The sequence below is a fragment of the Eubacterium sulci ATCC 35585 genome (genome assembly GCA_001189495.1).
Lineage (GTDB): Bacteria > Bacillota > Clostridia > Peptostreptococcales > Anaerovoracaceae > Eubacterium_B > Eubacterium_B sulci.
The window spans coordinates 1,296,664-1,322,171 of the sequence record CP012068.1 but is presented as its reverse complement, the minus strand read 5'-3'; the positions used below and the strand labels follow the sequence as shown (position 1 = coordinate 1,322,171).

25 protein-coding genes and 2 pseudogenes are annotated in these 25,508 nt (G+C 38.6%); 26 read left to right on the top strand and 1 reads right to left on the bottom strand.

Going from position 1 to position 25,508, the window contains the following annotated elements:
* Nucleotides 1-36: 36 nt before the first annotated feature.
* The gene (locus tag ADJ67_06140; protein ID AKT47256.1) at nucleotides 37-1,005 is read left to right on the top strand and encodes a peptide methionine sulfoxide reductase; all 969 of its coding nucleotides are present in this window, start codon (nucleotides 37-39) and stop codon (nucleotides 1,003-1,005) included.
* A 65-nt stretch (nucleotides 1,006-1,070) separates the two neighbouring features.
* Here the strand turns inward: ADJ67_06140 and ADJ67_06135 are convergent, their stop codons facing one another.
* Nucleotides 1,071-1,592, bottom strand: a complete 522-nt coding sequence (locus ADJ67_06135; protein AKT47695.1) for a hypothetical protein — start codon at nucleotides 1,590-1,592, stop codon at nucleotides 1,071-1,073.
* A 121-nt stretch (nucleotides 1,593-1,713) separates the two neighbouring features.
* On the opposite strand from ADJ67_06135, the gene ADJ67_06130 reads away from it, so the two are divergent.
* From ADJ67_06130 to ADJ67_06010, 25 genes and pseudogenes are all read left to right on the top strand, one after another.
* A complete protein-coding gene (locus ADJ67_06130; protein AKT47255.1) occupies nucleotides 1,714-2,028 on the top strand; it encodes a hypothetical protein in 315 nt (104 codons plus the stop codon).
* Nucleotides 2,029-2,056: 28 nt separating this feature from the next.
* Nucleotides 2,057-2,578: a hypothetical protein gene (locus ADJ67_06125; protein ID AKT47254.1), complete on the top strand. Its 522-nt coding sequence runs from the start codon at nucleotides 2,057-2,059 to the stop codon at nucleotides 2,576-2,578.
* 26 nt (nucleotides 2,579-2,604) lie between these two features.
* Nucleotides 2,605-2,862 (top strand): hypothetical protein, encoded by a 258-nt coding sequence (locus ADJ67_06120; GenBank protein AKT47253.1) that lies wholly within the window; start codon nucleotides 2,605-2,607, stop codon nucleotides 2,860-2,862.
* On the top strand, nucleotides 2,853-3,335 hold the full coding sequence (locus ADJ67_06115; protein AKT47252.1) for a hypothetical protein: 483 nt from the start codon (nucleotides 2,853-2,855) through the stop codon (nucleotides 3,333-3,335). The genes ADJ67_06120 and ADJ67_06115 overlap by 10 nt, the downstream gene beginning before the upstream one ends.
* A 79-nt stretch (nucleotides 3,336-3,414) precedes the next feature.
* Complete coding sequence (locus tag ADJ67_06110; protein ID AKT47251.1) at nucleotides 3,415-4,083, top strand: hypothetical protein; 669 nt, start codon at nucleotides 3,415-3,417, stop codon at nucleotides 4,081-4,083.
* Between the two features lie 45 nt (nucleotides 4,084-4,128).
* The gene (locus tag ADJ67_06105) at nucleotides 4,129-6,660 is read left to right on the top strand and encodes a magnesium transporter (GenBank protein ID AKT47250.1); all 2,532 of its coding nucleotides are present in this window, start codon (nucleotides 4,129-4,131) and stop codon (nucleotides 6,658-6,660) included.
* A 486-nt stretch (nucleotides 6,661-7,146) separates the two neighbouring features.
* Entirely contained in the window at nucleotides 7,147-9,690 is a 2,544-nt protein-coding gene (locus ADJ67_06100; GenBank protein ID AKT47249.1) for a hypothetical protein, read from the top strand.
* A 139-nt stretch (nucleotides 9,691-9,829) separates the two neighbouring features.
* The gene (locus tag ADJ67_06095) at nucleotides 9,830-10,897 is read left to right on the top strand and encodes an ankyrin (protein AKT47248.1); all 1,068 of its coding nucleotides are present in this window, start codon (nucleotides 9,830-9,832) and stop codon (nucleotides 10,895-10,897) included.
* Between the two features lie 216 nt (nucleotides 10,898-11,113).
* A complete protein-coding gene (locus ADJ67_06090) occupies nucleotides 11,114-12,613 on the top strand; it encodes a hypothetical protein (protein AKT47247.1) in 1,500 nt (499 codons plus the stop codon).
* A 395-nt stretch (nucleotides 12,614-13,008) separates the two neighbouring features.
* The gene (locus tag ADJ67_06085; protein ID AKT47694.1) at nucleotides 13,009-13,998 is read left to right on the top strand and encodes a hypothetical protein; all 990 of its coding nucleotides are present in this window, start codon (nucleotides 13,009-13,011) and stop codon (nucleotides 13,996-13,998) included.
* 118 nt (nucleotides 13,999-14,116) lie between these two features.
* Nucleotides 14,117-14,488, top strand: coding sequence for a hypothetical protein (locus ADJ67_06080; GenBank protein ID AKT47246.1), 372 nt, complete (start codon nucleotides 14,117-14,119; stop codon nucleotides 14,486-14,488).
* A 16-nt stretch (nucleotides 14,489-14,504) separates the two neighbouring features.
* On the top strand, nucleotides 14,505-15,848 hold the full coding sequence (locus ADJ67_06075; GenBank protein AKT47245.1) for a signal recognition particle: 1,344 nt from the start codon (nucleotides 14,505-14,507) through the stop codon (nucleotides 15,846-15,848).
* A 116-nt stretch (nucleotides 15,849-15,964) separates the two neighbouring features.
* The gene (rpsP, locus tag ADJ67_06070) at nucleotides 15,965-16,207 is read left to right on the top strand and encodes a 30S ribosomal protein S16 (protein ID AKT47244.1); all 243 of its coding nucleotides are present in this window, start codon (nucleotides 15,965-15,967) and stop codon (nucleotides 16,205-16,207) included.
* 15 nt (nucleotides 16,208-16,222) lie between these two features.
* Nucleotides 16,223-16,507 carry a hypothetical protein gene (locus tag ADJ67_06065; protein ID AKT47243.1) on the top strand — a complete coding sequence of 95 codons (285 nt, stop codon included), beginning with the start codon at nucleotides 16,223-16,225 and terminating at the stop codon, nucleotides 16,505-16,507.
* An 81-nt stretch (nucleotides 16,508-16,588) separates the two neighbouring features.
* Nucleotides 16,589-17,092 (top strand): hypothetical protein, encoded by a 504-nt coding sequence (locus ADJ67_06060; protein AKT47242.1) that lies wholly within the window; start codon nucleotides 16,589-16,591, stop codon nucleotides 17,090-17,092.
* Nucleotides 17,092-17,823 (top strand): tRNA (guanine-N1)-methyltransferase, encoded by a 732-nt coding sequence (locus ADJ67_06055; protein ID AKT47241.1) that lies wholly within the window; start codon nucleotides 17,092-17,094, stop codon nucleotides 17,821-17,823. The genes ADJ67_06060 and ADJ67_06055 overlap by 1 nt, the downstream gene beginning before the upstream one ends.
* Nucleotides 17,824-17,837: 14 nt before the next feature.
* Nucleotides 17,838-18,839, top strand: a complete 1,002-nt coding sequence (locus tag ADJ67_06050; protein ID AKT47240.1) for a hypothetical protein — start codon at nucleotides 17,838-17,840, stop codon at nucleotides 18,837-18,839.
* 13 nt (nucleotides 18,840-18,852) lie between these two features.
* Nucleotides 18,853-19,557, top strand: a complete 705-nt coding sequence (locus ADJ67_06045) for an alanine racemase (GenBank protein ID AKT47239.1) — start codon at nucleotides 18,853-18,855, stop codon at nucleotides 19,555-19,557.
* Nucleotides 19,558-19,825: 268 nt separating this feature from the next.
* A pseudogene (locus ADJ67_06040) lies at nucleotides 19,826-20,131 on the top strand (hypothetical protein).
* 30 nt (nucleotides 20,132-20,161) lie between these two features.
* Nucleotides 20,162-20,422, top strand: a complete 261-nt coding sequence (locus ADJ67_06035) for a hypothetical protein (protein AKT47693.1) — start codon at nucleotides 20,162-20,164, stop codon at nucleotides 20,420-20,422.
* A 9-nt stretch (nucleotides 20,423-20,431) separates the two neighbouring features.
* Nucleotides 20,432-21,202 (top strand): hypothetical protein, encoded by a 771-nt coding sequence (locus ADJ67_06030; GenBank protein AKT47238.1) that lies wholly within the window; start codon nucleotides 20,432-20,434, stop codon nucleotides 21,200-21,202.
* A 71-nt stretch (nucleotides 21,203-21,273) separates the two neighbouring features.
* Nucleotides 21,274-21,708 (top strand): hypothetical protein, encoded by a 435-nt coding sequence (locus tag ADJ67_06025; GenBank protein ID AKT47692.1) that lies wholly within the window; start codon nucleotides 21,274-21,276, stop codon nucleotides 21,706-21,708.
* Nucleotides 21,709-22,656 carry a pseudouridine synthase gene (locus ADJ67_06020; protein AKT47237.1) on the top strand — a complete coding sequence of 316 codons (948 nt, stop codon included), beginning with the start codon at nucleotides 21,709-21,711 and terminating at the stop codon, nucleotides 22,654-22,656.
* Between the two features lie 336 nt (nucleotides 22,657-22,992).
* Entirely contained in the window at nucleotides 22,993-23,841 is an 849-nt protein-coding gene (locus tag ADJ67_06015) for a hypothetical protein (protein ID AKT47236.1), read from the top strand.
* Between the two features lie 249 nt (nucleotides 23,842-24,090).
* Nucleotides 24,091-24,873, top strand: a pseudogene (locus ADJ67_06010) (hypothetical protein).
* Nucleotides 24,874-25,508: the final 635 nt, after the last annotated feature.

Here is a 25,508-nt window from a genome sequence, read left to right as displayed (position 1 = left end):
ATAACAATAACTTGCGGTAAGAAAGGGGAGGAAATTATGGGAAACACACGAAAAGAAATAAAAGTTCTACCTGAGAATAAAAATACGATTTACCTAGCAGGAGGATGTTTCTGGGGCGTGGAAGGATACTTCCAAAGGATTAACGGTGTTGTAAACACCGAAACGGGATATGCCAATGGGAAGACGCAAGATACGGATTATGAGCATATTAAGACTACGGACCATGCGGAAACAGTAAAAGTGGAATATGATCGTTCCAAGATTTCTTTGGAAGAAATTTTGCTTCATTATTTCCGTATTATTGATCCAACTTCAGTCAATAAACAGGGAAATGATATAGGACGTCAATATCGTACTGGAATCTATTATGAAAAGGATGAAGACGAAGAGATTATCAAAAAAGTCATGGATTTTGAAAGCAAGAAATATGGAAAACTAGCTGTAGAAAATCAGAAATTGAAGAATTTCGTGTTAGCTGAGGAATATCATCAGGATTATTTAGATAAAAATCCAAATGGATACTGCCATATAAATTTAAGCTTGGCGAAAAAACCTTTGATAGAGGAAGATTTAAAACTCATCCAAAAGAAAACAATCAATGACTTGGACGAGCTTTCTCGATCGGTCATGTTTAATTCAGCAACGGAGCGTCCTTTTACGAGTCCATTAAACCAGGAATATCGTAAGGGAATTTATGTAGATAAATTTAGCGGAGAACCCTTATTTGCTTCTAAGGATAAATTCAATTCCGGATGCGGATGGCCGAGCTTTTCAAAACCTATTTTAAGCGACAAGATAGAGGAAAGAATTGATAAAAGTCACGGCATGATCAGAACTGAAGTAAGAAGTAAAAATTCGGATGTTCATTTAGGACATGTATTTACAGATGGACCTAAAGAAAAAGGTGGACTCAGATACTGTATCAACGGCGCTAGTCTTGAATTTGTCCCATTTGAGGAGATGGATGATAGGGGATATGGGGAGTATAAAGTGCTTTGTGAGTGAAGCAAGGCATAAGCTTTGGAACAAAATAAGACCGTAGCCTAATTGCTATGGTCTTTTGCTTTAATTTACATATTTTGATATTTGAGTTCTTCTGAAGGAGTAAGCCCTAATATAAACTCCTCAAAGCTGTCTGCGAGTACAATTATCTCATGGTCGTCCTCTGCTGAGCAGAGCGATACTTTTGGTTCTCCATTCTTGCCGCAATCTCTATAGTCAAGGTATATCATTTCGTGACCGCCTGATATTGTGTCAGCTATAATAACACCAATATCCCTAGGATATTCCCATTCTTCGTACCAAAACTCATTGCCATAGGTTCCAAATAGGGAATCATTTTTTTCTTCTGATATGCTGAAGATTTCTTCTACATCAACACGATATCGATTTTTTTCATCAAACCAAACAGTTTTTAGTGGCTTGCCACCATTTCGCGTTTTCATTAGTGCTATATATGATTCAGGAAGCTTGTATCCAAGTCTTTCCTCTGCTTCGCGTACCATTTCATCCGTTAGAGCTTCACCGGTGCAAACTTCATTTATGTAGTCGCTTTCTTTCCAAAAATTATTAAAGTCGATAGTATCAAACATACCTAATTCCTCCATTATGTCTCCGGCTTTGTACATTATGCCTCCAGCTTATAATACCATTTTTGGATGGTATGTTATATAATAATATTATAAAACTGAAACAAGTATGATTTGGTGAGAAATGGATAAAAAAGATTTAATTTATTTTAAAAATAGAATTGATTCGATAGACTGGGATATTGATTTTGAAAAAGCGGACAAGGAAAACTATGAGATTTTAGATAGACTTTGTGAATGCATAAAGAATGAGCTTACGAAAAATCAAAAATCAAAGATATTACCCGAAGCACTTCTACTTCTTGCAGATAATGTAGGTTGTGCAGAGGATTTTGAGAGATATGAAGAAAATTTTGTAAACCGACTTGAGGAAGAAGGCTTGCTCACAAAAGAACTATCAGAGTTATTCCGCCAAAACACAAACCGAAGACAAGGATAGCACATTTCAAAAGCTATGATGATAAGGTATGGATATCAAAATGGAAACTATAAAAGAATTTTTAAATAGCGAAATATACTTAGATACCCTAAAAGAGTTAGATCTTAATAATTTCAACAATGAAATACAAAGTGTAGAGATAGACTTGCTGAGAAACAGACTAAAACAAAGACAATTTTTGATAGAAGGATTTAATTGCAAGCTACATTCAGAAAAAGAATCAGTAGAGTTCTTCAGGCAAATGATAGAAGAAAATCGAAAAGATATAATAATCTGGAGTAAGAAATTCTGGCAATACTGCGATGATATGTCTGAGGAATATCCGGATGGCGAATTTCCTGAGGGAGAAGAAATCGCAGAAGATGACAAATCGACTTTGATAGATGAAGGCAAATATTCTCTAACAAGCGTTGCTATGTATATAATTGAACTTGATATTTTGATGAACCATCAAAAGGTTTTGGCTGACTATTACAAGAGAATCGATATTCCTAGTGCGGTAAAATATGCAAGAGAGATGAAAAGTTTATATAGAGCAGTTTTTAGTTAAATTAATATAACTTAGGGAGATAACTAGTGAACAATAAAGAGTTACAAGAAATTGTAAAAAAAGAAATAGAAAGAAGTCGTACACTTTCAGATGAATATAGATTAAAGCAACTTGAGCAAGTTTTATTTGAACTTAAGCAGCTGCAAAAGGACCTCTCATATAAACTTTCATTTCCTAGGTTTATAGTTGATCAATGGGAATCAGATAATCCACTTACTGATTTACTTCTTGTGTATTCGCAAGGAATCGAAAAAATGCAAAAGGAGAAGAAAAAATGTATATAGAAAAATACTGGGGAGAGTATATAGGAGGCTCCGATGATAGCCTGAGCCTTCTTGCTTTCTTAGAGGATCAAAACAAAGAAGAAATCACCCTTACTGAGATTTTCGCCAAAATTGGCCTAGAAAAGCTTGACTGGAATTTCCGTCAAACTACAGAATACCTAGGTTTTCTTCACTCTAATGGTGTAGAAACGGACTTTCATTTTGCCATAGATGTCATAGTAGATATCGCTGCGATTTTGCTTGAGTGCAAGATAAATAAAGTTGTAAATCTTCATGACCTTGACGAGTACGACGCGCCATCGCGTAATATACGCATAATTGCAACAACAGAGGAGCTTAGATCTATGGATAAGGCCTTGCTTGATTTTACCCAAAACCCACTCGAATATGACCTAGGTGAGATGATAGGTGAAGATGATATCAAAGATATGGCAGCGCAAGTAGAGGAAATGCGTAAGGAACTGTTTTCATAAAATAATTAATGCTTGACCGATGAATATTCAGCTAGCATATAACTTGTTATCACATTCATAAGTATGGAGGATACCTACAATGAAAAGTAAAGTGATTGTACCAGTGATTTCAATCATAATAATAGTACTCGTGTTATTAGGAGCGGCTTTCCTATTGATACATAAATCAGTATCATCAAAACAGGAGTTCGTCTCATCACCTTATACCATAGAAGTGTACATAACTGAGGAAAATCGTGATGTAATAGTTGAGCCATCAAATGATGACCAAGTTCACATAACATACTATGGAAATGGAAAGAGCGATGCACCTAGAGATGAACTAGGTCAAGTAGTTTATAAGAGCAAGCACAAAAGCTCAATCTTTGGCTTTATCTTTAATAGCTCATCAAAGAAGACCATCGTAAAGGTACCCAAAAACATATTAGTGCTAAATGTATTAAACGATAATGGTGATAGTACCATTAAATCAATAGATAATAAAGATTTAGCTATAACAGTGAATAGCGAAAATGGCGATGTATCTATTGAAGATGTCAAAGTATATTTTGCTGAAATAAATCTAGATAATGGAGATGCTTCGATTAAGGCGGATTTACACGGCCTAATAGCTAATTCCAAAAACGGTGATATACACGCCAAGTTAAAAGGTGAAGAGTCGGATTATTCTAGGGAGTTTAAGGAAGACAAAAGATACTACAATGTAAGATCTGAAAATGGGGATGCAAAAGTTAGTTTCACTAAATGAATGAATCCTATATAGGTGCGAGTAATCTCGTGATAAGGAGGAGCTATGAAGAACTTCTGGGCATATGAATTTAAAGATGTATTAAAAGACCTAAATACCGAAGAAAATGGCCTATCAAAACAGGAAGCAGAAGATAGAGTAGATAAATATGGGGAAAATATTCTAGAGGAAAGAAAGTCTTCTTCTAAATTTGGTATATTCATAAATCAATTTAAAAATCCTATAATTATCATATTAATTTTTGCGGCTTTTTTATCTATCTTCTTAAAAGACTACACTGATGGTATCATCATACTAATAATCATTATGATATCATCACTTTTAAGCTATAGTCATGAGAGTAAAGCAAATAATGCAGTAAAAAAACTTCTTTCATCTGTAAGTGTTACATCATCAGTTTTAAGAGATGGAAAGTTTGAAGAAATAGATAATGCAATGCTGACAGTGGGCGATATCATAAGGGTAAAAACAGGAGATATGATACCTGCAGATTGCTTGATTATCGAGGCTAATTCCCTTTCAATGGACGAATCTAGTTTGACTGGAGAAACCTTTCCTGTTGAAAAAAATAATCAAAAAGTGTCAGCTGACACAGTGCTCTCAAATAGAAAAAACTCTCTTTGGATGGGAACCCACGTTATAAGTGGTTCTGGAAGGGCCGTCATAGTAAATTTAGCTAAAGACTCCGAGTTTGGAAAAATAACTGCATCCTTAGGTGAAAAAGACTCTGCTACAGACTTTGAAAAAGGAATAAAAAACTTTGGTAACCTAATACTCCATGTTACAACATTCTTGATAGGTCTAATCTTTGTGTTCAATATATTTTTGAATAAACCATTTCTAGAATCTTTTATGTTTGCACTAGCTCTTTCGGTAGGATTAACACCTCAGATGCTTCCCGCTATTATAAGTGTAAATCTTTCACAAGGTGCTAAAAGAATGTCGGAGCAAGGTGTTATAGTAAAGAAATTAAATGCTATAGAAAACTTTGGATCTATGACTGTTATGTGCTCTGATAAAACAGGAACTATAACTCAAGGAAAAGTAAAGCTTGATGCAGCACTCGATTGCAATGGAAATAAATCAGCTAATATATATAGACTGGCTGCTATAAATTCATACTTTCAAGAAGGCTATGCTAACCCCATTGATAGTGCTATTTTGGATAATAACACAGATAGTTTTTCAAATTATGAAAAACTATTTGAGATACCATATTCTTTTGAAACCAAACTTCTCAGCGTTATAGTGAGAACCGGTCAAAATTCTTCAGCAAAGAATATAATGGTTACAAAAGGTGCTTTAACTAATGTTCTGGATGCTTGTAAGTCTTACGAAAGCTCGGATAATAGCACAGGAAATATTGAGGATGTTAAATCCCAAATACTAGATATGTTCGATAAGTATTCAAGTCAAGGCTATAGAGTTTTGGGAGTTAGCTATAAATTTGTTGATGATAGTGCAGATATCAAAAATCAAAGTGCAGAAGAGATGATATTTGCAGGTTTACTGCTCTTTATTGACCCATTAAAGGACGATATCAAAGATGTTGTAGATGAGATGAATAGACTTGGTGTATCACTAAAAATGATAACAGGTGATAACCATCTTATTGCCAAAAACATTGGTGCACAGATAGGACTTGATCCAGAAAAGATTTTATTAGGAGATGAATTAGACTCATATTCAGTAAGCCAGCTAAATAAAAAAGTATTAGATATAGACATTTTTGCTGAGATAAGTCCTAACCAAAAGGAAAAGATAATTATGGCCTACAAGCAAGCTGGTGAAATAGTAGGCTATATGGGTGATGGCATAAATGATTCTCCTGCTATAAAACAAGCAGATGTCGGAGTATCGGTAAATACCGCAGCAGATACTGCCAAAGATGCAGCCTCTATTGTGCTTTTACAGAATAGCCTAAAGGTATTGATATCAGGTATAAACGAAGGTAGAAGGACATTTATCAATACTCTAAAATACATATTCATAGCTACAAGTGCAAACTTCGGTAACATGTTTTCTATGGCAGGTGCAAGTTTATTTTTAAATTTCTTACCTCTATTACCAAAGCAAATTCTTTTAACAAATTTGATGACAGATTTTCCATCACTACAAATTGCTTCAGATTCAGTTGATGAAGAATGGTTAAAACATCCTGTAAAGTGGGATATGAAGTTTATAAAGAAGTTTATGATTCTATTTGGGATTATTTCATCTGTATTCGATTACATAACCTTTGCGGTATTACTCTTTATTTTTAAAGCTAACGAGGAAACTTTCCACACTGGATGGATGTTTGAATCTATCATTTCTGCAATGGTTGTAATGCTAATCGTTAGAACGGCAAGACCAGTATTTGCAAGTAAGCCAAGCAGAAAATTATTGGTTGCAATAGCAGGTGTAGCATTAGCTTTGATACTGATCATATATAGCCCAGTAAATATCTATTTAGGATTGATTAGCTTGCCTATTATGTTACTGGTTGCTCTACTTGGAGTTTCGCTAATATATGCACTAACTGCTGAGATATTAAAAAAGAGCTTCTATAAGCACAATTCGTTTTCTAAAGAATAATGTTTTACAAACAAATGGGCCCAAGACCAAAAATCTTGGGCCTATTTTTCTTTAAAGATTGACATTTTATGGCAAAAAATATAATATATATATGACAAATTAATATTTGCAATTTATAATTGTAGGCCAATTAAGAGGGGAAACCGGTGAAATTTCGGTACGGTCCCGCCACTGTGATGCCAAGGCGTTTCAGTCATTTCCGTAATTTACTAGATGCTAACTACTTATGATTGACCAAAGGCTAAGTCAGGTACCTCTTTGCGAGAATTGCTTTGACGTGGTATGGAAGCATTTCATAAAAGTATAAAATAGTAAAACGGGTTGCTTATGTGATTCGTTCTTTTTTGATTTTATGGCGAATAAACATCCTAATGAAGCCAAAGTAAGCAAAACAGAGCCTGCAAAGTAAATACGGTAATAATATTTACATATTCATACATACATCAAGTTATTACAAATCGTTATAGTAAAGAAAGGAAGCAGAAGATGACAAAGATGTCAGAAAAACACTGGTTCAAGAAAATTAGTGTGTTTTTGGTAGCCTTCGCAATGCTGTTTACCATGGTAGTTCCATCTAGCATGGATAAGGTATATGCGGAGAGCGGATCAAATGCACCAATTACTGTGAACCTAACAATTGCCAACAAAACAGCACTAAAGGATCTCAAAGATGATTTTGGTTCTAACAAAAGCATACCAAATACAGCTAAGAATGAGATTCTAAATAAGCAGATTACCGTTAATTACGGCGAAAGCGTGCTAGATGCAATCAAGAGGGAGCTTGGCGCATCAAATATCGCATATGAGCTAAGTGGAAACAAGGGTTTCAAAAGTATCGCGGGACTAAAGGAAAAATTGAATATCTTGTCCAGGGTAACAAAGAACGGAAGAAACTCAACTGATGATTTCTCAGGATGGTATAATTTCCTAAATGGAGCAAGCACAAATGTAGGTCTAGGTCAGATGATGAACAAATCTGGACTTGCATCTGGTGAAGTTGCAATAAATAACGGTGATAGCATAGCTATCAAGTATTCAGTTGATGGTGTCGAGTTCGATAGCGAGTACAATCAGGCATTCACTATTGATAGCTCAATCAAGAACTTAGAGCTAAAGGTTGGAGACAAATACAGCGTTCCACTAGATAAGTTAAAATATCAGCCAGCAAACTGGGAATCAGCAAAGAGCTTTGGTATGTTCTTCTTCAACATAGATAATGATAGAATTGTTGGTGTTGATAATAGCGATGATAGCGTAAAATTTACGGCTAAGTCACCTGGAACAACAACAATTAGAATAGAGACACCAAATGAGCTTGCAGATACTATGACAGTAACTGTAAAGGCTAAGTCTGAGGAAAAACCAGAGCCAAAAATTATAATTGACGGAACAACTTGGGATATGACAAAGGTCTTTGAAACAGACAGGCAGGGACCTCATTCACTCAAGGTACAGGTTAAGAAGAACGGTCAGTATGTAGACGTTGAGAAGAACAAGATTAAATGGAATGTCAGCAACGGTGCAACAAGCCGTGTATTCAACGGAGCATTTTGGATTACTGTAGATCATGAAGCTACATTTACAGCAACACTTGAGGAATTCCCTAACGAAAAGGTATACTTCAAGGCAAAGATTAAGCCAATTGCAATGACTGACTTTGATGTAAAACTTCCAACAACATATAGGATTAATGCATGGAACAACCTGGCAGGAAGCTGGTCAAGCAAGACAAGTGGAAGCTACTTTGTTGGTATCATAGAAGGTGAAGGAACAGATAATTATAAGATCCTTCCTAAGCCAGCTAATGCATCAAACACTGAGGTAACTTGGGAAGCTCTAACACCAGAAATTGCTACATATATGGAGCTATTTAAGAACGGTATCATTCCTGTAAAGGCTGGCACAGCTAAGTTCAAGGTTACAAGCAAGGCAAACCCAAATGTATTCAAGATAATAGATGTTAAGCTTGAGTATAAGAATCCTATGGTTTCAGCAACACCAGAGGAAGAGGAAGTTGTTTTAAAGGTTGGAGAAACAAAGAGTCTTAACTTCACTTTTGACCCAGTTAGACCTTCAGAGCAGAGATTTGATTGGACATTCGATCAGCCAGGAATTGTTGATAATGAAGAAGTAGTAGAGTCATCAGGAGTTACTGGTGCGCTTCCAACATTCCTTCACAAGATAACAGGTCTTCAGAAGGGAACTGTTACAGCTACTGCAACACCTTGGGATACAACAGGTGGAGCAAAGCCAGTTAAGCTTAAGATTCATGTTCTAGGAACTATGACAATCAAGCCAAACAGAGAACTCAACAAGGATAATAATGTTGAGATTGAAGATGGTAAGCTAACATATACCAAGAATGTTTCAGATAAGGCGACTTACTACATCAGCAACTCAATCCTAAGCAGACTTCTTAATGTTAAGGTTGATGGAGCAGTTATCGATAGCTCAAATTATGAGACTGAAGAGGGAAGCATTATCCTAAATCTTAAGAGGAATTACCTAAACACACTAGCTCCAGGAAATCATACTCTTGAGGTTGAAACAAGGGATGGTAGAGTTGAGACTGCGTTCACAATAAATGCAGCTCCAGTGACATATAAGGCTACTCATGAGTATAAGTCAATAACACCAGGTATGGAACTACCTTACGATGTTACAAGATTCCTTCCACACACTATTTATGATCTTCCAGATCAGAGAGTTGTTTTCTTAGGAAACCGTTACAGAGAAATCGAGGTTGCAGGTGGTAAGTGGATATTCAGAGGTTGGAACCCTGAATCAGCAACTGTAAATGGTGCAGATTTACACTTTGTTGGAAGCTGGGAGTTTGTAGCTAATCCAGTACAGCCTGTAGTTCCACCTGCAGCAGCTTCATCAAACAAAGGCGCAGCTAACGGAAGTGCAATTACAAATAATAAAGTTGTAAACACAGGAGATGCTTCTGGACTAGTACATATGATTATGCTTTTAGCATTCGCATCAACAATGATGACAGTGCTAGTGATCAGAAAAAGAGTTAAGTAAGCGATATAAGCTTTTAATTCAATAAATTAATTCGAGGGGATGGCGAGGGCTATCTCCTCGTTTTATATTGATAAACTTTAAAAAACCAAGTATTTTTGATATAATCAAAATAAAGTCAGATTATTTTAGGAGATATACTATGGCAAAGAAGAAGAGGGTTTCCCTACCGGATAATTTTGAAGAGGTTCTTAAGACGAAGGATTTTGAAGCATTCAAAGCCATCTACGAAAAGTGTGAGCTTAATGCATATTACGATGGTCGCTTTGGTCTTAGAACGGCTCTTCACCACAGAGATATTAATGAGGAATTTGCAAGATGGCTGATTGAGCAAGGGCTTGATGTGAATGTTCTGGACTATTATGAAAATACCCCATTATGTGCACATGCGACATATGGAGATGACATGGTGAAAGTCTACTATGAGCTTGGAGGGGATATAGACAAAGCTAGTAAATACGGAACGACGGCACTTCACAACGCAGCAGATTATCATCATGTGGATACGGTAAAGTTCCTAGTTGATAATGGAGCGGATGTTTTTGCTAAGGATGATATGGGAAGGGACGCGCTTAGTTATGCTTTGATGAATTGTGGAGGAATCTATATCATTCCTATGCTTGATATTGCAGAGATTCTACTTAATGCTGGAGTTTCAACCACACCGGAAATGCAGGACAGTGTAAGAAAGATGGGTGAAGACTTTGAATTTCACAGAGATAGTTTCAAAAAAGAAAATATCGAAGAAATTGACAGTGCTCTTCAAAAAATATACAAGCTTTTTGCAGTAGAGCCTGTAGCAAGAAGGGTAGTACACGATGGAGTTTCACCAATAATTCCTTGCGAAGGAACGTGGAAAAAGAAGTTTAACTATCTTTGGGACTATCTTGTTCCGTCATCTGGACCAGCAAAGACCGTGCAGGGAGAGCTTATACGAATTGGTGGGCGTATAGGTGATGAGTTCTACAGAAATGGTGGAATCAACTGGGATAGGGAATATAGAAAGATGGCTGATGCACTTCCTGGATATTTTACTCTAGGAACAGCGCTTTCAGATGATGAACTTGCAGAGCTTAACACACTAATATCAGAAATCAAAGCTCAAGGAACTCCTAATTCTATATTAGACCGAATTTGCGAGCTTGCAGTTACATGGGTGGTTAAAAATCCGAATCCTATAGCACTAGCAGAGCCTAGCTACAAGAGATAAATTCAAGATATTTTAAGAGGGAAAATCAGCCCTCTTTTTTTTATCCGATTTCTAGAAATTATCGCAGAATTATGAGTATACGTTATGCATAAGAAAATTGATATTACAAGTGTTTATCATAAGCAAGTATGGGTATATTAAGTTAAGTACAATTTTTATGCATGACAATGCACATTTTTATTGCTTTATAGATGGAATATTTAGAAGGGGAATGATATGATTAAGAAACGACTAGGAAGTATTTTGCTTGTAATAATTATGTTAAGCTGCTTTAACTTGACCTGGGCATGGGCTACTGATAGCACGGAGAACCAAAGTGAGCAAGTTGCTCAGGAAGTAAATAAAGACAATGCTGATAATATACAAGAGGAATCTAAACCTCAAGGAAGCAAAGTTTACTTAGATATTGCAAGCAATCATTCAGAGGAACTAGATAAAACGGTATTAGCAAGTCACGAATCAGCTCAAGCGAGAGCTAGAACAAGGCGAGCAGTAAGTACATCAGTTGCTACTAGTTACGGCATTAGTGATACATATGTAAATGGCCGTGTTTATTGGGACGATGCAAATAATCAAGATGGAATTAGACCAAGTGAAGTGACAGTACGTTTATATCGCAATGGAGTAGACACTGGCAAAACATCTAAGGGTTCAAATGCAAACGGCTGGGAATATGTATTTAATAATTTGGAGGCCTACGATGACAATGGAGTAGGCTACATATATACAGTTAAAGCGGAGCCTGCTCAAGGCTATGATGCAATAACTGTAGATAATACTGAGGTTAAGTTCAAACACATCCCTGAGACAATAAGTCTTAGAATTGAGGAGACCTGGGCTGATGAGAATGAAGAAAGTCATATTCGACCTGAAGAGGTAGACTTTCATCTATATTCTAGTACCGACGTTGACCGTGAATATCATAGGGGCTATTTTACAATAAAAGCTTCAGATTCATGGATTCATGTTATAGATGGATTGCCAAAGTACTTAAATGGAAAGCTGCTTAAGTATAGGGTAAATAGACATCCATTAAACAATTATAACTTTGAATATGTAGAAGATGATGATTATAAATTTAAGATAATCAGCCACTACTTTGCATATGCTGCTGAAGGAAATATATCAATCAAGAAAATCGTTGATGGAAATCCATTGTCAAACTCGAACTTTAGTTTCCGTCTTGAAGCAGAGAATGATGACACTCCGATGCCATACGGACCAGACGGAACGGAAGAAAGAATAGCAACAGTAGAGATAAATGGTAATGGTGAAGCTGACTTTGGTGAGTTTTGGCTTTACGATAGAGGAATCTACAAATACTATGTTACAGAGATTAATGGTGGAGAAAGCAACTATAAATACGATCCTACAAGGTATACGGTCATATTTGATGTCCATGATAATAATGGTCAGCTCGTGGCATTTAGGAAAATTGTAAGGGAGGACGGTACAGAAGCAGATTCCCTTACGTTTACAAATGTATATAGAATTCCAGAGATTGCAGTATCTCAGAGTGCACCTGCAAGCCAAACCTCTATAAGCGCACAATCAAGTATACAGACAAGGGAGCATATAAACACGAAGAGTAATTCGATACCTAACACCTTTGATGATAGCAATGCTATGAGGTACATAGTTTTACTAGCTGCAAGCATGCTTCTTATCGTTTTTATCGAATACAGAAAGAGAAGCGGATTAGCTGATACAAAATAGTTGACCCTCGCGGGTTACTGCTTTAGGAAAATATCATACAAATTTAAGGCCACTGGTTTCTTGGGAGACTAGTGGCTTTTTCCTTTTGATATAGAAATGTACTAGAATATGTTTTATAATAAGACAAGTCTTTGTGCGCTAGCGCAGTAGTCTAATAGCTAGCTTTGATGGCAAACGAATAGGTATATTTATACTAGATGGATAAAGGAGGCAAAATGGATAGAGACGATAGAGAATTTGATAAATATAATAATAGAAATTCCGATAATGATAGTAACCAGCAAAGGCAGTCAAATGGTGGATTTGTTCCTTGGTCTGTGCAGCAGCAAAACGGCCAGAATCAGCAGTATCAGCAGAGAAGGTACGAGTACTATGGTTCAGGACAAGGTTTCAACATGGCTCCTCAGCCAGTTAGAAGAAATAGCGGACTTAAGGTTGGTTTAATCATTGCTCTTGTAGTAATAGGGTTTATATTTATAGCCGGTGTAGGCTGTAATGCCTTTGTATCAGGAATATTTTCTGGGATTGATGATAAAAAAATACAGTATGAATTTGGTCATGACTATGTTGGAGTTTTATCTCTTTCCGGAACTATAACTGATGGAGATAGTAGGGATGGCTACAGTCAGGACTGGATCTTAGATAGAATCAACCAAATGAAGAAGGATAGCAAAAACAAAGGTATTCTTCTCAGTGTAAATACACCAGGTGGAAGTGCATATGCGACTGCTGAGCTCTACAATGCTTTGCTTGACTACAAGAAGGTGACTGGAAATAAAATCTATGTTTACTTCGGATCACAGGCTACATCAGGTGGGTACTATGCAGCTATGGCTGGTGATAAGATCTATGCTAATCAGGAATGCTGGACGGGCTCAATTGGTGTTATCGTAGGACCTATGTATAACCTTTCAGGGCTATATGAGAAGTTTGGCATCCAGCCATACAGTTTCAAGTCTGGTGCAAATAAGGATATCGGAGCAAACTATAAGGATATGACTGACGAGCAGAGAAGCATCATGCAGAGCCTAGTTGACGATTCATATAACAGGTTTGTAAAGGCTGTTATGGACGGTCGTAAGATGGATGAGGCGACTGTTAGAACTCTTGGTGATGGCAGAATCTATTCAGCTAATCAGGCTCTGGAGAACGGTCTTATCGATAAGATTGGATCGCTTGATGATGCGATAGAAGCAATGAGAAATGACTGCGGACTAGATGCAGTGGACTTTGAGAACATAGTATATGAGCAGAAGACAAGCTTTAGAGACCTCTTTGGATTTAGCTCAGAGAAGAAGGAAGGTAGCCTAGATAAGCTACTCAATATACTAGAGAGCAGTAACAAAGCTAGCATCCAGTACATCGCTCCAGTTCAAAAGCAGTAATATCAAATAAAGTCGAAAGAAATTCAAATGGTGTTAAGTTAATTTGCTTGACACCATTTTTTTCTTGTGATATATTATCTATGTTAAGCTAAAATACTTGACGGCAGAGGAAGAATAAATGGAAGATTTTGCAAAGACAAGTATGCTCTTCGATATATATGGAGGCTTGCTTACAGACAAGAAGAAACGCGTGATGGAGATGTATCACGAGGACGATATGTCGCTTTCTGAGATTGCAGAGGAGCTTGAGGTTTCAAGGGCTGCTGTGCATGACTCACTGAGGAGTGCTGAGAGGCTGCTTTGCTCCTATGAGGATAAGCTAGGAATACTAGCTGATTTCCTTCGAAAGGAGAAACTAGCAGATGAGCTCAGAACTTACATATCTGAAGCTAGAGATTTATTAGCGAAGGATATGGTAGAGCGTAAGAGCAAGGATGAGCTTGATAGATGTTTAGCAAAAGCGGCAGAACTGATAGATGAACTTGATTAGTTAATGGAGGATAATTATGGCATTTGAGAGCCTTTCAGATAAACTACAAAATGCCTTTTCCAAATTAAAGGGCAAGGGCGTTATCACAGAGTCTGATATCAATGCGGCAATGAGAGAGGTCAAGCTGGCCTTACTAGAAGCCGATGTAAACTTCAAGGTAGTTAAGGAATTTGTTGCGATAGTCAAGGAGAAGTGCTTGGGAGCAGAGGTACTCCAGAGTCTCACACCTGCGCAGCAGATTATAAAGATAGTAAATAGCGAGCTCATCGATTTGATGGGCGGATCCGGAAGTAAGCTGACATATTCGCCTTCAGGATTTACCGTTTTGATGATGGTAGGTCTACAGGGTACAGGTAAGACTACTACCTGCGGTAAGCTAGCTTCATTCCTAAAGCAAAGCGGTAAGAAGCCTATGCTAGTAGCCTGTGATATTTACAGGCCTGCAGCTATTGACCAGCTCGAGGTTGTCGGCAAGTCGGTTAACACACCGGTTTTCACGATGAGAGAGAGCAAAGATCCTGTGCAGATTGCTTTGGCAGCAAAGGAAGATGCAGAGCGTAAGGGCTTTGATGTTTTGATTATAGATACAGCAGGACGACTTCAGATAGATGAGAATCTGATGGAGGAACTTGCAAGCATGAAGTCTGCGGTAAGACCTCATGAGATACTTCTCGTAGTCGATGCTCTTACAGGACAGGATGCGGTAAACGCTGCTGATGGATTTAACCAAAAGCTTGGAATCGATGGAATCATCATGACCAAGATGGACGGTGACTCAAGAGGTGGTGCGGCGCTTTCAGCTAAGAAGGTAACTGGTAAGCCTATCAAGTTCCTTGGAACTGGAGAAAAGTCAGATGCGCTTGAGCCCTTCCATCCAGACCGTCTAGCAAGCAGAATCCTAGGCATGGGAGATATGCTCTCACTTATTGAGAGAGCTGAGCAGGCCTACGATGAGGAACAAGCCGAAAAGCTAGAGCGTAAGATTCGTAAGAACCAGTTTACACTTGAGGACTTCCTCGAGCAGATGGGACAGGTTCGCAAGATGGGGGGACTTGCTAAGATTATGGATATGCTCCCAGGAATGGGTGGCGGGAAGATTAGTGAGGCCGATATAGCCAAGGGTGAGAAGGAATTCAGAACCATGGAGGCTATAATCCGCTCCATGACTGTGGCTGAGCGTAAGAATCCAGGATTGCTAAATGCTTCAAGACGCAAGAGAATTGCAGCTGGATCTGGACAAACCGTAAACAGTGTAAACAAGGTGATTAGCAAGTATGAGGAATCCAAGAAGCTGATGAAGCAATTTGCGAATCCGAATGCTATGAAGAAGGGCGGCAAGCTCTTTAAGGGTCTTTTCTAAAAGGCTTGCTATATCAGGGCTAGATACTTTTGATAGACCACGATAAACAGACCAATAGCCGGAAATCCGGAAAAATATAAGGTAAATAAAGAGATTCAAATAAGGAGGAAATAGTTATGGTAAAGATTAGATTGAAGAGATTAGGTGCTCACAAGAAGCCTTTCTACAGAGTAGTAGTTGCAGATTCACGTAATGCAAGAAACGGAAGATTTATCGAGGAAATCGGATACTATGATCCACTAAAGGAACCAGCAGTAATCAAGATTGATGCTGAGAAGGCAAACAAGTGGCTAGGAAATGGTGCGCAGCCAACAGATACAGTAAGAATGCTACTTAAGAAGTCCGGTGTCATCGAATAAGAAAGCGGTGCTAAAATGACTAATCTGGTAGAAATGATTGCCAAGGCACTAGTCGACAAGCCTCAGGACGTGCAGGTTAGCGAATCGACAGGTGATACGGGCATGCTGATAACCCTGCAGGTGTCAAAGGATGACATGGGCAAGGTGATTGGTAAACAGGGAAGAATTGCCAGAGCTCTTCGCACGGTGGTCAAAGCTGCCGCTATTAAAAGCAACACTAAGGTTACGGTTGATATCGTTTCAGAGCCGCAGGGCGAAGTTGCTGAGACAGTAACGGAAGAACAAGGCGAAACCCTATAACTTAATAAGAACTTTATTTTGAGCATATGATCTAGGTCCGCTAAACGCCTGCTTTCATGTGCTTAAATTTTTAGGAGAAATATGAAAGAAATTGAAATCGGCAAGATAGTTACTGCCGTCGGAATCAAAGGTGAGGTGAAGTTTTATAGCTTTTCCGATGATCCAATGAAGCTTGCAGAACTTGAGTATATTTATATCGGAAAGAATAAGACAAAGTATGATGTCGAAAAAGTCAGGTCGCCTAAGGGGAACACAGCAGCGCTTAAGCTAAATGGTGTTGATACGCGCAATGATGCTGAACTACTAAAGGATAAGCTTTGTTATATTGACGAGAGCATGCTAGCAGATCTAGATGAGGGTGAATACTATATCAAGGATTTGATTGGTCTTGAAGTTTTTGATGCAAAAGATAACTCGCTTGTCGGCGTGCTTGATGATGTAATTCAGAATACAGCTCAAGATATCTATTTGATAAAAACTGAAGATGGTTCTGAGATTCTTGTTCCTGCTGTTAAGGAATTCATTAAAGATATAGATGTTGTGGCAGGAAGAATTTACATAAATTTCATAGAGGGAATGAGATAATGAAGATTAATATTTTGACTCTTTTTCCAGAGATGTTTGCTCCGCTCACAAGCAGTATGCTTGGACGTGCAGCTGATAAGGGCATCCTAGAGTTTAATATTGTGAATATAAGGGATTTCAGTCAAGATAAGCACAGCAAGGCTGACGACTATCCTTTTGGAGGTGGGCACGGCATGGTTTTGATGGCTGACCCAGCTTTTCGTGCGCTTGAAAGCGTAGGTGCAGCAAACACTAGAAATATCTATATGTCGCCTCGTGGCAAAATTCTAGATATGAAGCTTTCTGAGGAATTTGCTAGCGAGAAGGAAATCACTGTTTTCTGTGGTCACTATGAAGGTATAGACCAGCGAATAATCGATGCTTGGGATATGCAGGAGGTGTCGATAGGAGACTATATTTTAACTGGCGGAGAGCTTGCTGCTATGGTTTTGATAGACACGGTTTCAAGAATGGTGCCAGATGTACTTCCTAAGGAGGCATCTGCTTTTGATGAATCGATATACTCAGGGCTTTTGGAATATCCGCAGTACACCCAGCCTCGTTCGTATAGAGGAATGGATGTGCCTGAGGTTTTAGTTTCGGGTAACCATAAACTCATCGCTTTATGGAAGTTTGAGCAGTCTCTAGCCCTTACAAAAGCACGTAGACCAGAGATTTTTGAACAATATGTGAACAATCGTGGTGAATTGTCAAAAGATGAGCTCAAAGTATTGGAAAAATTTCTGAAATGATGTAATATATACGTATGGTTAGATTGAAAAATAAGGGAATTTTCATATTCGCTATTTTGTGCATTCTGCTGATGATTATCATCTATGTAGTACCAGGTGTAGGCAATCTGATGAAGGTGAGCTATGTAGCTGAGTACGGTGAACTATCAATATACGATGACACCACTGGATACATGGTTCGTAATGAATCTGTTTATGAGGCCACAGCTAATGGTAAGCTAAACCGTCTTTCTAAGGAGGGAGAGCTTATCCGAAAGGGTACTGCTGCTGTTGAGGTGAGCGATGGTAAGGAACCTGAGGAATCAGATGAGTTTACCAAAGTTAAGAATAAGCTCAAGGGCAAGATGATAAGCGTTGCTGATTACAAGGTGACAGAAGGAGGGCTTGTTTCTTACTATGTGGACGGTATGGAGAGCAAGCTCACTTTGAAATATGCAAAGTCAGCTGATGAGAAATTTTTTTCCTCACTAGATAAGATTGAGGCTATCAAGCTTCCAGAGAGCACGGCGCATAAGGGATATCCTTTGTTTAAGATAGTAGATGGAACCAAATGGTACATTGTGGCATTTGTGAGAAATGGCTCAGCTAAGAAGTACGAGAAGGGTGCTACTATAGATGTGATGTTTAATCCTGAGAAGGATAGGGATATTGCACAGAAAGACTCAGATCTAATCCAGATGAAGGTCGTTGAGGTAAGTAAGTCAGGTGGTAAAACTAAGCTTCTCCTTGAGTCGAACAGATACTTTGATGGTATAGGTTCAATGAGAAGTGTACCTATACGATTGACGACATTTAATGCTAGAGGTCTTATACTCGAGAAGAGCAGCATTACCAAGCTCGATGGGAAGACCGGTGTTTATGTAAAAGACAAAAAAGGTAAACAAAAATTTGTGCCAGTTAATGTAATTGGAGAAGATGGCGATAAGGTTGTAGTTTCCGATTCATATTATACTGACAAGGACCAGAATAAGGTGAGGACTCTTGACCCATTTTCCGATGTAATCAAGCGTCCATAAGGGAAGTGATTCGATGTCAATTAAGGATAATATTTTAGAAATAGAAGCACAGATTGAGAATGCATGCAAAAGAGTAGGCAGAAGCAAGGATGAGGTTCAGCTCATCGCTGTTACTAAGCTTCATACACCTGCTGAAATAAACGAGGCACTCGATGCCGGTATAACTGACATAGCTGAGAACAAGGTTCAGGAGATACTCAACAAGTACGAGGCTGTCGGTGAGGCGAGATGGCATTTAATAGGACATCTTCAGACTAACAAGGTAAAGTACATTGTCGATAAGGTCGTTATGATTCACTCCGTTGATTCACTCAAGCTAGCTAAGGAGATAGATAAGCGCTCTTCAGCTATCGGAAGAACGATGGATATTCTGATACAGGTTAATTCAGCTGAAGAGGAATCTAAGTTCGGTATCAAATCAACAGAGGTAGATTCTTTGATAGATGATATAGTAAACGAGTGTAAGTCCGTAAGGATTAAGGGACTCATGTGCATTGCTCCTTTTGAGGAGGATGTAAACGATTGCAGACCTTATTTCGCAGAGGTTAAGGAAATCTTTGATAGATATAAGGGTGATGAGAGAGAAGCAGTTGATTTCGAATTTTTATCCATGGGTATGAGCGGTGACTTTGAGGTTGCGATAGAAGAAGGCTCTAACATGGTCAGAGTTGGGACAGCAATCTTTGGCGTAAGAAATTATCGCCAAGAGGAAAAATAAATAAGTAAATTAGTCTAAGTCAATTGATAAGTTAATTAAGGAGAAACAAATGGGATTCAAAGATTCATTGATGAAAGTTATAGGCATGGAAGAAATTGAAGACGATGAAATTGTCACAGAGCAGGAGCTAGAGGAGGCAAAGAGAAAGATCGTCCGTGAAACAGAAAAAGAGACGAAGATTATGCCTTCTTTTAAGAAACCTGAATCTATTAATACAAGTGAAAGAATGTCAAGTTCCAGCTCATATAGAGGAACAGAAAAGAGGTTTTCAGTGACAAATACAAGTTCATTAAAGCTCATTTTGATTGAGCCAAAGGGATATGAAGATTGCACCAAGCTAGTTGACTGCCTAAAGGCACGTAAGCCAGTTATCATCAACCTTGAGAAACTAGAGACAGAATCTGCTCGTAAGATTTTTGACTTCCTAAGCGGTGCTACATATGCACTAAGCGGTAACGTACAGAAGATCGCTAACAATATCTTTATTTTTGCACCAGAAAATGTTGCAGTTTCAGCTCAGCAGCCTAGCATAAGCAATGTTGCTGATGTGGACGACAAGAACCCTTGGAGGTAAGGCATGCCTAGCATTTTAGCGTATGCAGTGATGAGGTTCGGGAACCTACTAGTAACGCTACTTGTCGCTAGAGCAATACTCAGCTGGTTTGCAGCAGATCCATATTCGTCTGCTAGAAGAATTTATGATATAGTAGTTATGCTGACAGAGCCTATAGTGGCTCCATGCAGAAATCTCTTATCAAAGCATTTCAACACAGGAATGTTTGATTTTTCTCTCCTAGCTGCAGTGATTTTAGTTCAGCTAGTGACGAGAGTTATTCTTTTAGCGATAAATAGATTTATGATGTAAGGAGTATTTATGATTACACCATTAGAAATAGAAAACAAAGAATTTTCCAAGCAGATACGCGGATATAATGCTGACGAGGTCGATGAATTTCTAGATCTTATCATTGAGGACATTGAGATAATGCAGCAGGAACTGCTTGCACTAAGAAACGAAAACGCTGAGCTTAAGGAGCAGAACGAAGACTACAAGCGCTCTCAGGTCAACGTTATGAACACAATTGATACAGCTAAGAAGCTTATGAAGGATATATCAGAAAGCGCTGAGAAGAGAGCTGAGATAATCATCAAAAATGCTAAGCTAGATGCTGAGATGATAGTTAGAGATGCTAAGGATTCAGCATCACACTACGGAAACGAAAGCGCTCAGCTAAGAGATAAGATTTTGCAGTTCAGAGCAAGATATAAGAAGCTCTTGAGAGATGAAATCGATCATATCGATGATAAGGGAGGCGACCTTCTATCAGATCTTGAGAAGGAACTGTTCGTTTCTCCTGTCGATAAATCAAAGCTTCCAAGCAGTGTACTTCGTACAGAGGAACTCACTAAGGAGGATGCTAGCAGCGATATTCTCAAGGAGCTTGAGAGAAGTGTAGCCGGTGATACTAATGAAAGTGAGAGCTTTGATGAAACTAAGATAATCGAGACTGTTCCTGAGCATATGGAGACTAAAATTGGTGTTCCAAAGGAAACAGTTGCCCTTAACAGCAAGGATATCGAGGAATTGATACAGAAGGCTGAGAACAAGGTCAAGGGTAATGTCGAAGATTTAGACGAAATCTAAACTAAGGATGGAGGCGGGGCAATTTTGCCCCGTAATTTATTATGTGGGGAATTTTACTTGTAATTGCGATTGTGACTTGCGACCAGCTTAGCAAGTATGCGATTAGAAGTCTTTTTAGTGTGAACGAGTCGGTGAGTGTAATAGGCGACTTTTTCGAACTCAGATATATTCAAAACGATGGCGCTGCATTCAGTTCATTTGCGGGAAAGCAGGCGTTCCTAATTGCCGTATCCATTATAGCAATCATCGGAGCTGCATTTTTTTTACGCAAAATGAAATCTGAGGGAGCTATGTTTAAAGTTGCGTTGCTTTGCATTATTGCTGGCGGAATAGGAAACTTGATAGATAGATTCCTTCTTGGTTATGTAACTGATATGCTTAGCTTTTCAATATTTCCACCAGTTTTCAATATAGCGGATATTGCTGTTTGCCTAGGCTGCGGAATTTTGATTATCTATGTTCTTTTCTTTATGAAAGATGACAAGTCAGAGAAAGAGGTAGAATAGATGAGCGAAGCAAAGGTAACAAAGTATAGCTTTTCTATAGAGTCATCCGATGCCGGAAAAAGAATAGATGCCTACCTTGGAAGCAAGATAGAGGAGCTTTCAAGAAGCCAGATTCAAAAGCTATTTAGTAAGCAAGAAGTTCTCGTAAATTCAACTATCTGTGAGGAGAAAAAATATAAGCTAAAGACAGGCGATAGCATTGAAGTGACAATATCTGTAGAGGGTGAGTATATCCCAGAGGCAGAGAATATAGAACTTGATATTGTTTATGAAGATGAAGATATCATAGTAATAGATAAGCCTAGGGGGATGGTTGTACATCCCGGTGCTGGCAATTATAGCGGTACCCTAGTAAATGCACTTTTATATCATGTGGGTGAAAATCTAAGGGCACTAGGAGAAACTGATAGACCAGGCATAGTTCATAGAATAGACAAGGATACCAGCGGAATACTAGTTGTAGCAAAATCAAAGCTTGCCTTTGATTCACTTAAAGAGCAGTTTAGTGAGCATAGCATCAAAAGATGGTATTACGCTCTAGTATATAATAATTTTCCTGACGATAGCGGTGAGATAGATAGACCTATAGGGAGAGACAGCAAAAATAGATTGAGACGTGCAATAGACGGGGAGAACCCAAAGAGGGCACTGACTAGATACGAGGTTATGGAACGCTTTGGAAATATAGTTTTGATAAAGGCTATACTAGAGACTGGCAGAACTCACCAGATAAGAGTTCATCTCACAAGCATAGGTCATCCACTTGTTGGAGATACGCTCTACGGGTCAAAGAAGGATAGATTCGGTGCAGACGGACAAATCCTTCATGCCGCGCACCTAGAATTCATTCATCCAAGGACTGGTAAAACCATAAGCTTTGATAGTGAGCCGCCAGAATACTTCACAAAGGCTGTAGAAAAAGCTAAGAGACTTGCGGGACTAAAATAGAGGGGAGAATATCTCCCCATGGCTTAACCTAGGTGAATTCGATTTAATTAAGATTGTCTAATTTAGTAGTTTTAAAGTAATGGAAGCAGCTAGATACTATCAGCTTCGGATTTAATATAGCTCAAACAGTCTTCGCATATATAACCGCCCCTAAAGGTTATGTTGTGAAAGATGTTTCCGCATAATGAGCACTGAAAGTTCATAAAATACCCCCTTTTGTTTTTCGGTTTAGCCTAATGGCAAGTATAGTTTGGGGAAGAAATTATAGCAAGGAAAATGTGATAAAATATCTTTGGGATATTTTGATATCTAAATGGAATAGAAAGGAAGCTAGACATGTACGATAATATAGTGTTGAAAAGTACTAAGACAAAGACTGTTGCATACACATGGGATGTTGAAAATCCAAGTAAAGTGATGTGCATAATTCACGGAATAGGTGAATATGTTGGGAGATATGATAGGATGGCAAAGATCCTAAACGAGGCGGGCATTGCTGTAATCGGTGTCGATCTTCCTGGACATGGACTATCTGAAGGAAATCGTGGGCACGCAGCACCTAGGGCATATGTACTTGATGTTGTGACAGCTATGCTAGATTTCGCATCTGAGAGGTATCCAGGTGTTGATATAGTTCTCTATGGACATAGCATGGGCGGAAATATCTGTCTAGACTATAGAAACAGGGGAGCAAAGAATGAGCTTCCTTGCAAATACATTATTTCAGCACCTTGGGTTAAGCTTGTTAAGCCAATTCCAAAGCCGCTATATGTCGTTGTCAAAGCTGGAGCAAAACTCATGCCTAAGAAGGCAATTTCATCTGGCTGTAGTGCAAGTGATCTAGGAAATATAGAGATTGTTAAGTCTTATGATACAGATCCACTAGTACATCCATTTATCACTATGCAGTGCGCAGTCGATGGCTTTGATATAGGAAATGCTCTTTTTGATGGAACTCATGAGTCAAATGGAAGGGCTGATGCTAAGCCTACGCTTTTGATGCACGGAAGCGCAGATAAAATCTGTGCAGTAGAAGGTGCAAGAGAAATTGCTAGGCAAAACGAAAATGCTGCTAACTTCACATACACAGAGTGGGATGGCTACTATCATGAAATCCATAACGGCGGTCCTGAGGCAGATGGATCAAAGGTCATTGAGACAATCAGAGATTTTGTTCTTGAATAGCTATGCATGAAAGAAGCTATGCATGATAGAACAATCTATTGCATCAAAAAAGAATCTTTGCAGTGCATAATTTAAACTTTACAAAAAAAGTATAATATCAGTTCAAAAATCATTGCACATTTGCAAGTGTTCTTGTACAATAGTTAAGAGTTAGTTTGTAGAAACTAACTCTTTTTAAATGCCTCTAAATTACATAAAAAAATAAAATACACATGATAAGGAGCAGGAGGAATAATGAAAAAAAATGGTATCAAGGGAGCTATCGCTTTCATTGTGGCTGTAGCTGTAACGATAGTTATGGTGTATTCAACCGTACAGACTGTTGAGAAGCGTAACTCCATTGCTAAACAACAGGCAAAGGAACAGGCCAAGGAACAAGCTGTAGGCTCAGAAGTCTCAACGGACAATCTTAGGGATGGAGAATACGAAGGTACTGCAACCGGTTACGGCGGCCCTCTTACTGTCCGTATTACCATCAAGGATGGAAAGCTGACAGATATCAAAGTTATATCTCAAACAGAAACACCTGAATATTTTAACAAAGCAAAAGCTGTCATAGATAAGATTCTAAGCAGTGGTAGTGTAGATGTTGACTCTGTTTCAGGAGCGACTATATCGTCGAATGCAATAAAGAAAGCTGTTGCTGATGCGCTTCATAAAGCGGGCTCTAAGCAGAAAGCAAAAATATCAATTGCAAAGAATGATGTAAGCAAAGCAAATAGCAGAAGAGGTAATGCAGGAGGAACATTTTCCATTGCAAATACCAACTTAAAGGATGGAGTTTATGCTGGAACCGGTCAGGGTTTCAATGGACCGATTAGTGTTCGTGTAACTGTATCAGGCGGAAACGTCGTTAATGTTGAAATACTTTCATATAGTGATGATGCACCTTACTTTAACCGTGCTAAAGCTGTAATCAGCAAAATGATAGGTAAGCAGGGAAGTAGTATAGATACTGTATCTGGTGCCACTTATTCAAGTCGCGGTATTATTGACGCTGTAAGAGATGCTCTGTCAAAAGCTGGTATTTCTGATATAAATATTGCCAATAAACCGGATAATAGTGGAAACAGCAATACACCTGAAAATGGCAATGGTACGAACCCATCTGTAAACCCTGAAACAGGAGAACCGTCATATGTAGACGAAGCTCTTCGCAGACACTATCCTAAAGACAAGCTTAAGGACGGTGAATACACCGGCATCGGTATTGGGTATAATAATCCGGGAGGAATCAAGACTTATATAACTGTCAAGGATGGCGAGATTGTCGATGTAAGAGTAGGAGCAGGTGCTGACTACCGTGATGACATGGGTCCGTTTAGGAGTAAGGCAGAGAGATTACTTCCGTTCCTAAAAGGCAAGGACGGACGTTGGAATATCGCTAAGATGGGACTTTACCGTGAGTATTTTGAAGCTATTAGAAATAGTAGGAATCCAAAGGCAAAAGTAAAGGAGCTTTTTGGAAATAAGTATGCAGATATGCTCAGCGGATTCTCAGGGAATAATACAGAATCAGATATAGCTATTATGTCACGTGCTGTAAAGGCATACATGGGTGAACGCTATGCCGGAAAGAAAATGTTTGACAGTGTGACAGGAGCTACCGTGAGTGCGAGCGGAATTTCGGCGGCGACAAAGGAAGCTGCTAATAAGTCAGCAAATGA

Excerpts from the sequence above, each read along its gene's own strand:
- ADJ67_06050 (AKT47240.1), top strand. The coding sequence starts at position 17,838 with ATGGTTAGATTGAAAAATAAGGGAATTTTCATATTCGCTATTTTGTGC.
- ADJ67_06065 (AKT47243.1), top strand. The coding sequence starts at position 16,223 with ATGACTAATCTGGTAGAAATGATTGCCAAGGCACTAGTCGACAAGCCT.
- ADJ67_06080 (AKT47246.1), top strand. The coding sequence starts at position 14,117 with ATGGAAGATTTTGCAAAGACAAGTATGCTCTTCGATATATATGGAGGC.
- ADJ67_06105 (AKT47250.1), top strand. The coding sequence starts at position 4,129 with ATGAAGAACTTCTGGGCATATGAATTTAAAGATGTATTAAAAGACCTA.
- ADJ67_06110 (AKT47251.1), top strand. The coding sequence starts at position 3,415 with ATGAAAAGTAAAGTGATTGTACCAGTGATTTCAATCATAATAATAGTA.
- ADJ67_06130 (AKT47255.1), top strand. The coding sequence starts at position 1,714 with ATGGATAAAAAAGATTTAATTTATTTTAAAAATAGAATTGATTCGATA.
- ADJ67_06090 (AKT47247.1), top strand. The coding sequence starts at position 11,114 with ATGATTAAGAAACGACTAGGAAGTATTTTGCTTGTAATAATTATGTTA.
- ADJ67_06060 (AKT47242.1), top strand. The coding sequence starts at position 16,589 with ATGAAAGAAATTGAAATCGGCAAGATAGTTACTGCCGTCGGAATCAAA.
- ADJ67_06015 (AKT47236.1), top strand. The coding sequence starts at position 22,993 with ATGTACGATAATATAGTGTTGAAAAGTACTAAGACAAAGACTGTTGCA.
- ADJ67_06030 (AKT47238.1), top strand. The coding sequence starts at position 20,432 with ATGATTACACCATTAGAAATAGAAAACAAAGAATTTTCCAAGCAGATA.
- rpsP (AKT47244.1), top strand. The coding sequence starts at position 15,965 with ATGGTAAAGATTAGATTGAAGAGATTAGGTGCTCACAAGAAGCCTTTC.
- ADJ67_06125 (AKT47254.1), top strand. The coding sequence starts at position 2,057 with ATGGATATCAAAATGGAAACTATAAAAGAATTTTTAAATAGCGAAATA.
- ADJ67_06135 (AKT47695.1), bottom strand. The coding sequence starts at position 1,592 with ATGTTTGATACTATCGACTTTAATAATTTTTGGAAAGAAAGCGACTAC.
- ADJ67_06020 (AKT47237.1), top strand. The coding sequence starts at position 21,709 with ATGAGCGAAGCAAAGGTAACAAAGTATAGCTTTTCTATAGAGTCATCC.
- ADJ67_06100 (AKT47249.1), top strand. The coding sequence starts at position 7,147 with ATGACAAAGATGTCAGAAAAACACTGGTTCAAGAAAATTAGTGTGTTT.
- ADJ67_06035 (AKT47693.1), top strand. The coding sequence starts at position 20,162 with ATGAGGTTCGGGAACCTACTAGTAACGCTACTTGTCGCTAGAGCAATA.
- ADJ67_06085 (AKT47694.1), top strand. The coding sequence starts at position 13,009 with ATGGCTCCTCAGCCAGTTAGAAGAAATAGCGGACTTAAGGTTGGTTTA.
- ADJ67_06140 (AKT47256.1), top strand. The coding sequence starts at position 37 with ATGGGAAACACACGAAAAGAAATAAAAGTTCTACCTGAGAATAAAAAT.
- ADJ67_06055 (AKT47241.1), top strand. The coding sequence starts at position 17,092 with ATGAAGATTAATATTTTGACTCTTTTTCCAGAGATGTTTGCTCCGCTC.
- ADJ67_06095 (AKT47248.1), top strand. The coding sequence starts at position 9,830 with ATGGCAAAGAAGAAGAGGGTTTCCCTACCGGATAATTTTGAAGAGGTT.
- ADJ67_06075 (AKT47245.1), top strand. The coding sequence starts at position 14,505 with ATGGCATTTGAGAGCCTTTCAGATAAACTACAAAATGCCTTTTCCAAA.
- ADJ67_06115 (AKT47252.1), top strand. The coding sequence starts at position 2,853 with ATGTATATAGAAAAATACTGGGGAGAGTATATAGGAGGCTCCGATGAT.
- ADJ67_06045 (AKT47239.1), top strand. The coding sequence starts at position 18,853 with ATGTCAATTAAGGATAATATTTTAGAAATAGAAGCACAGATTGAGAAT.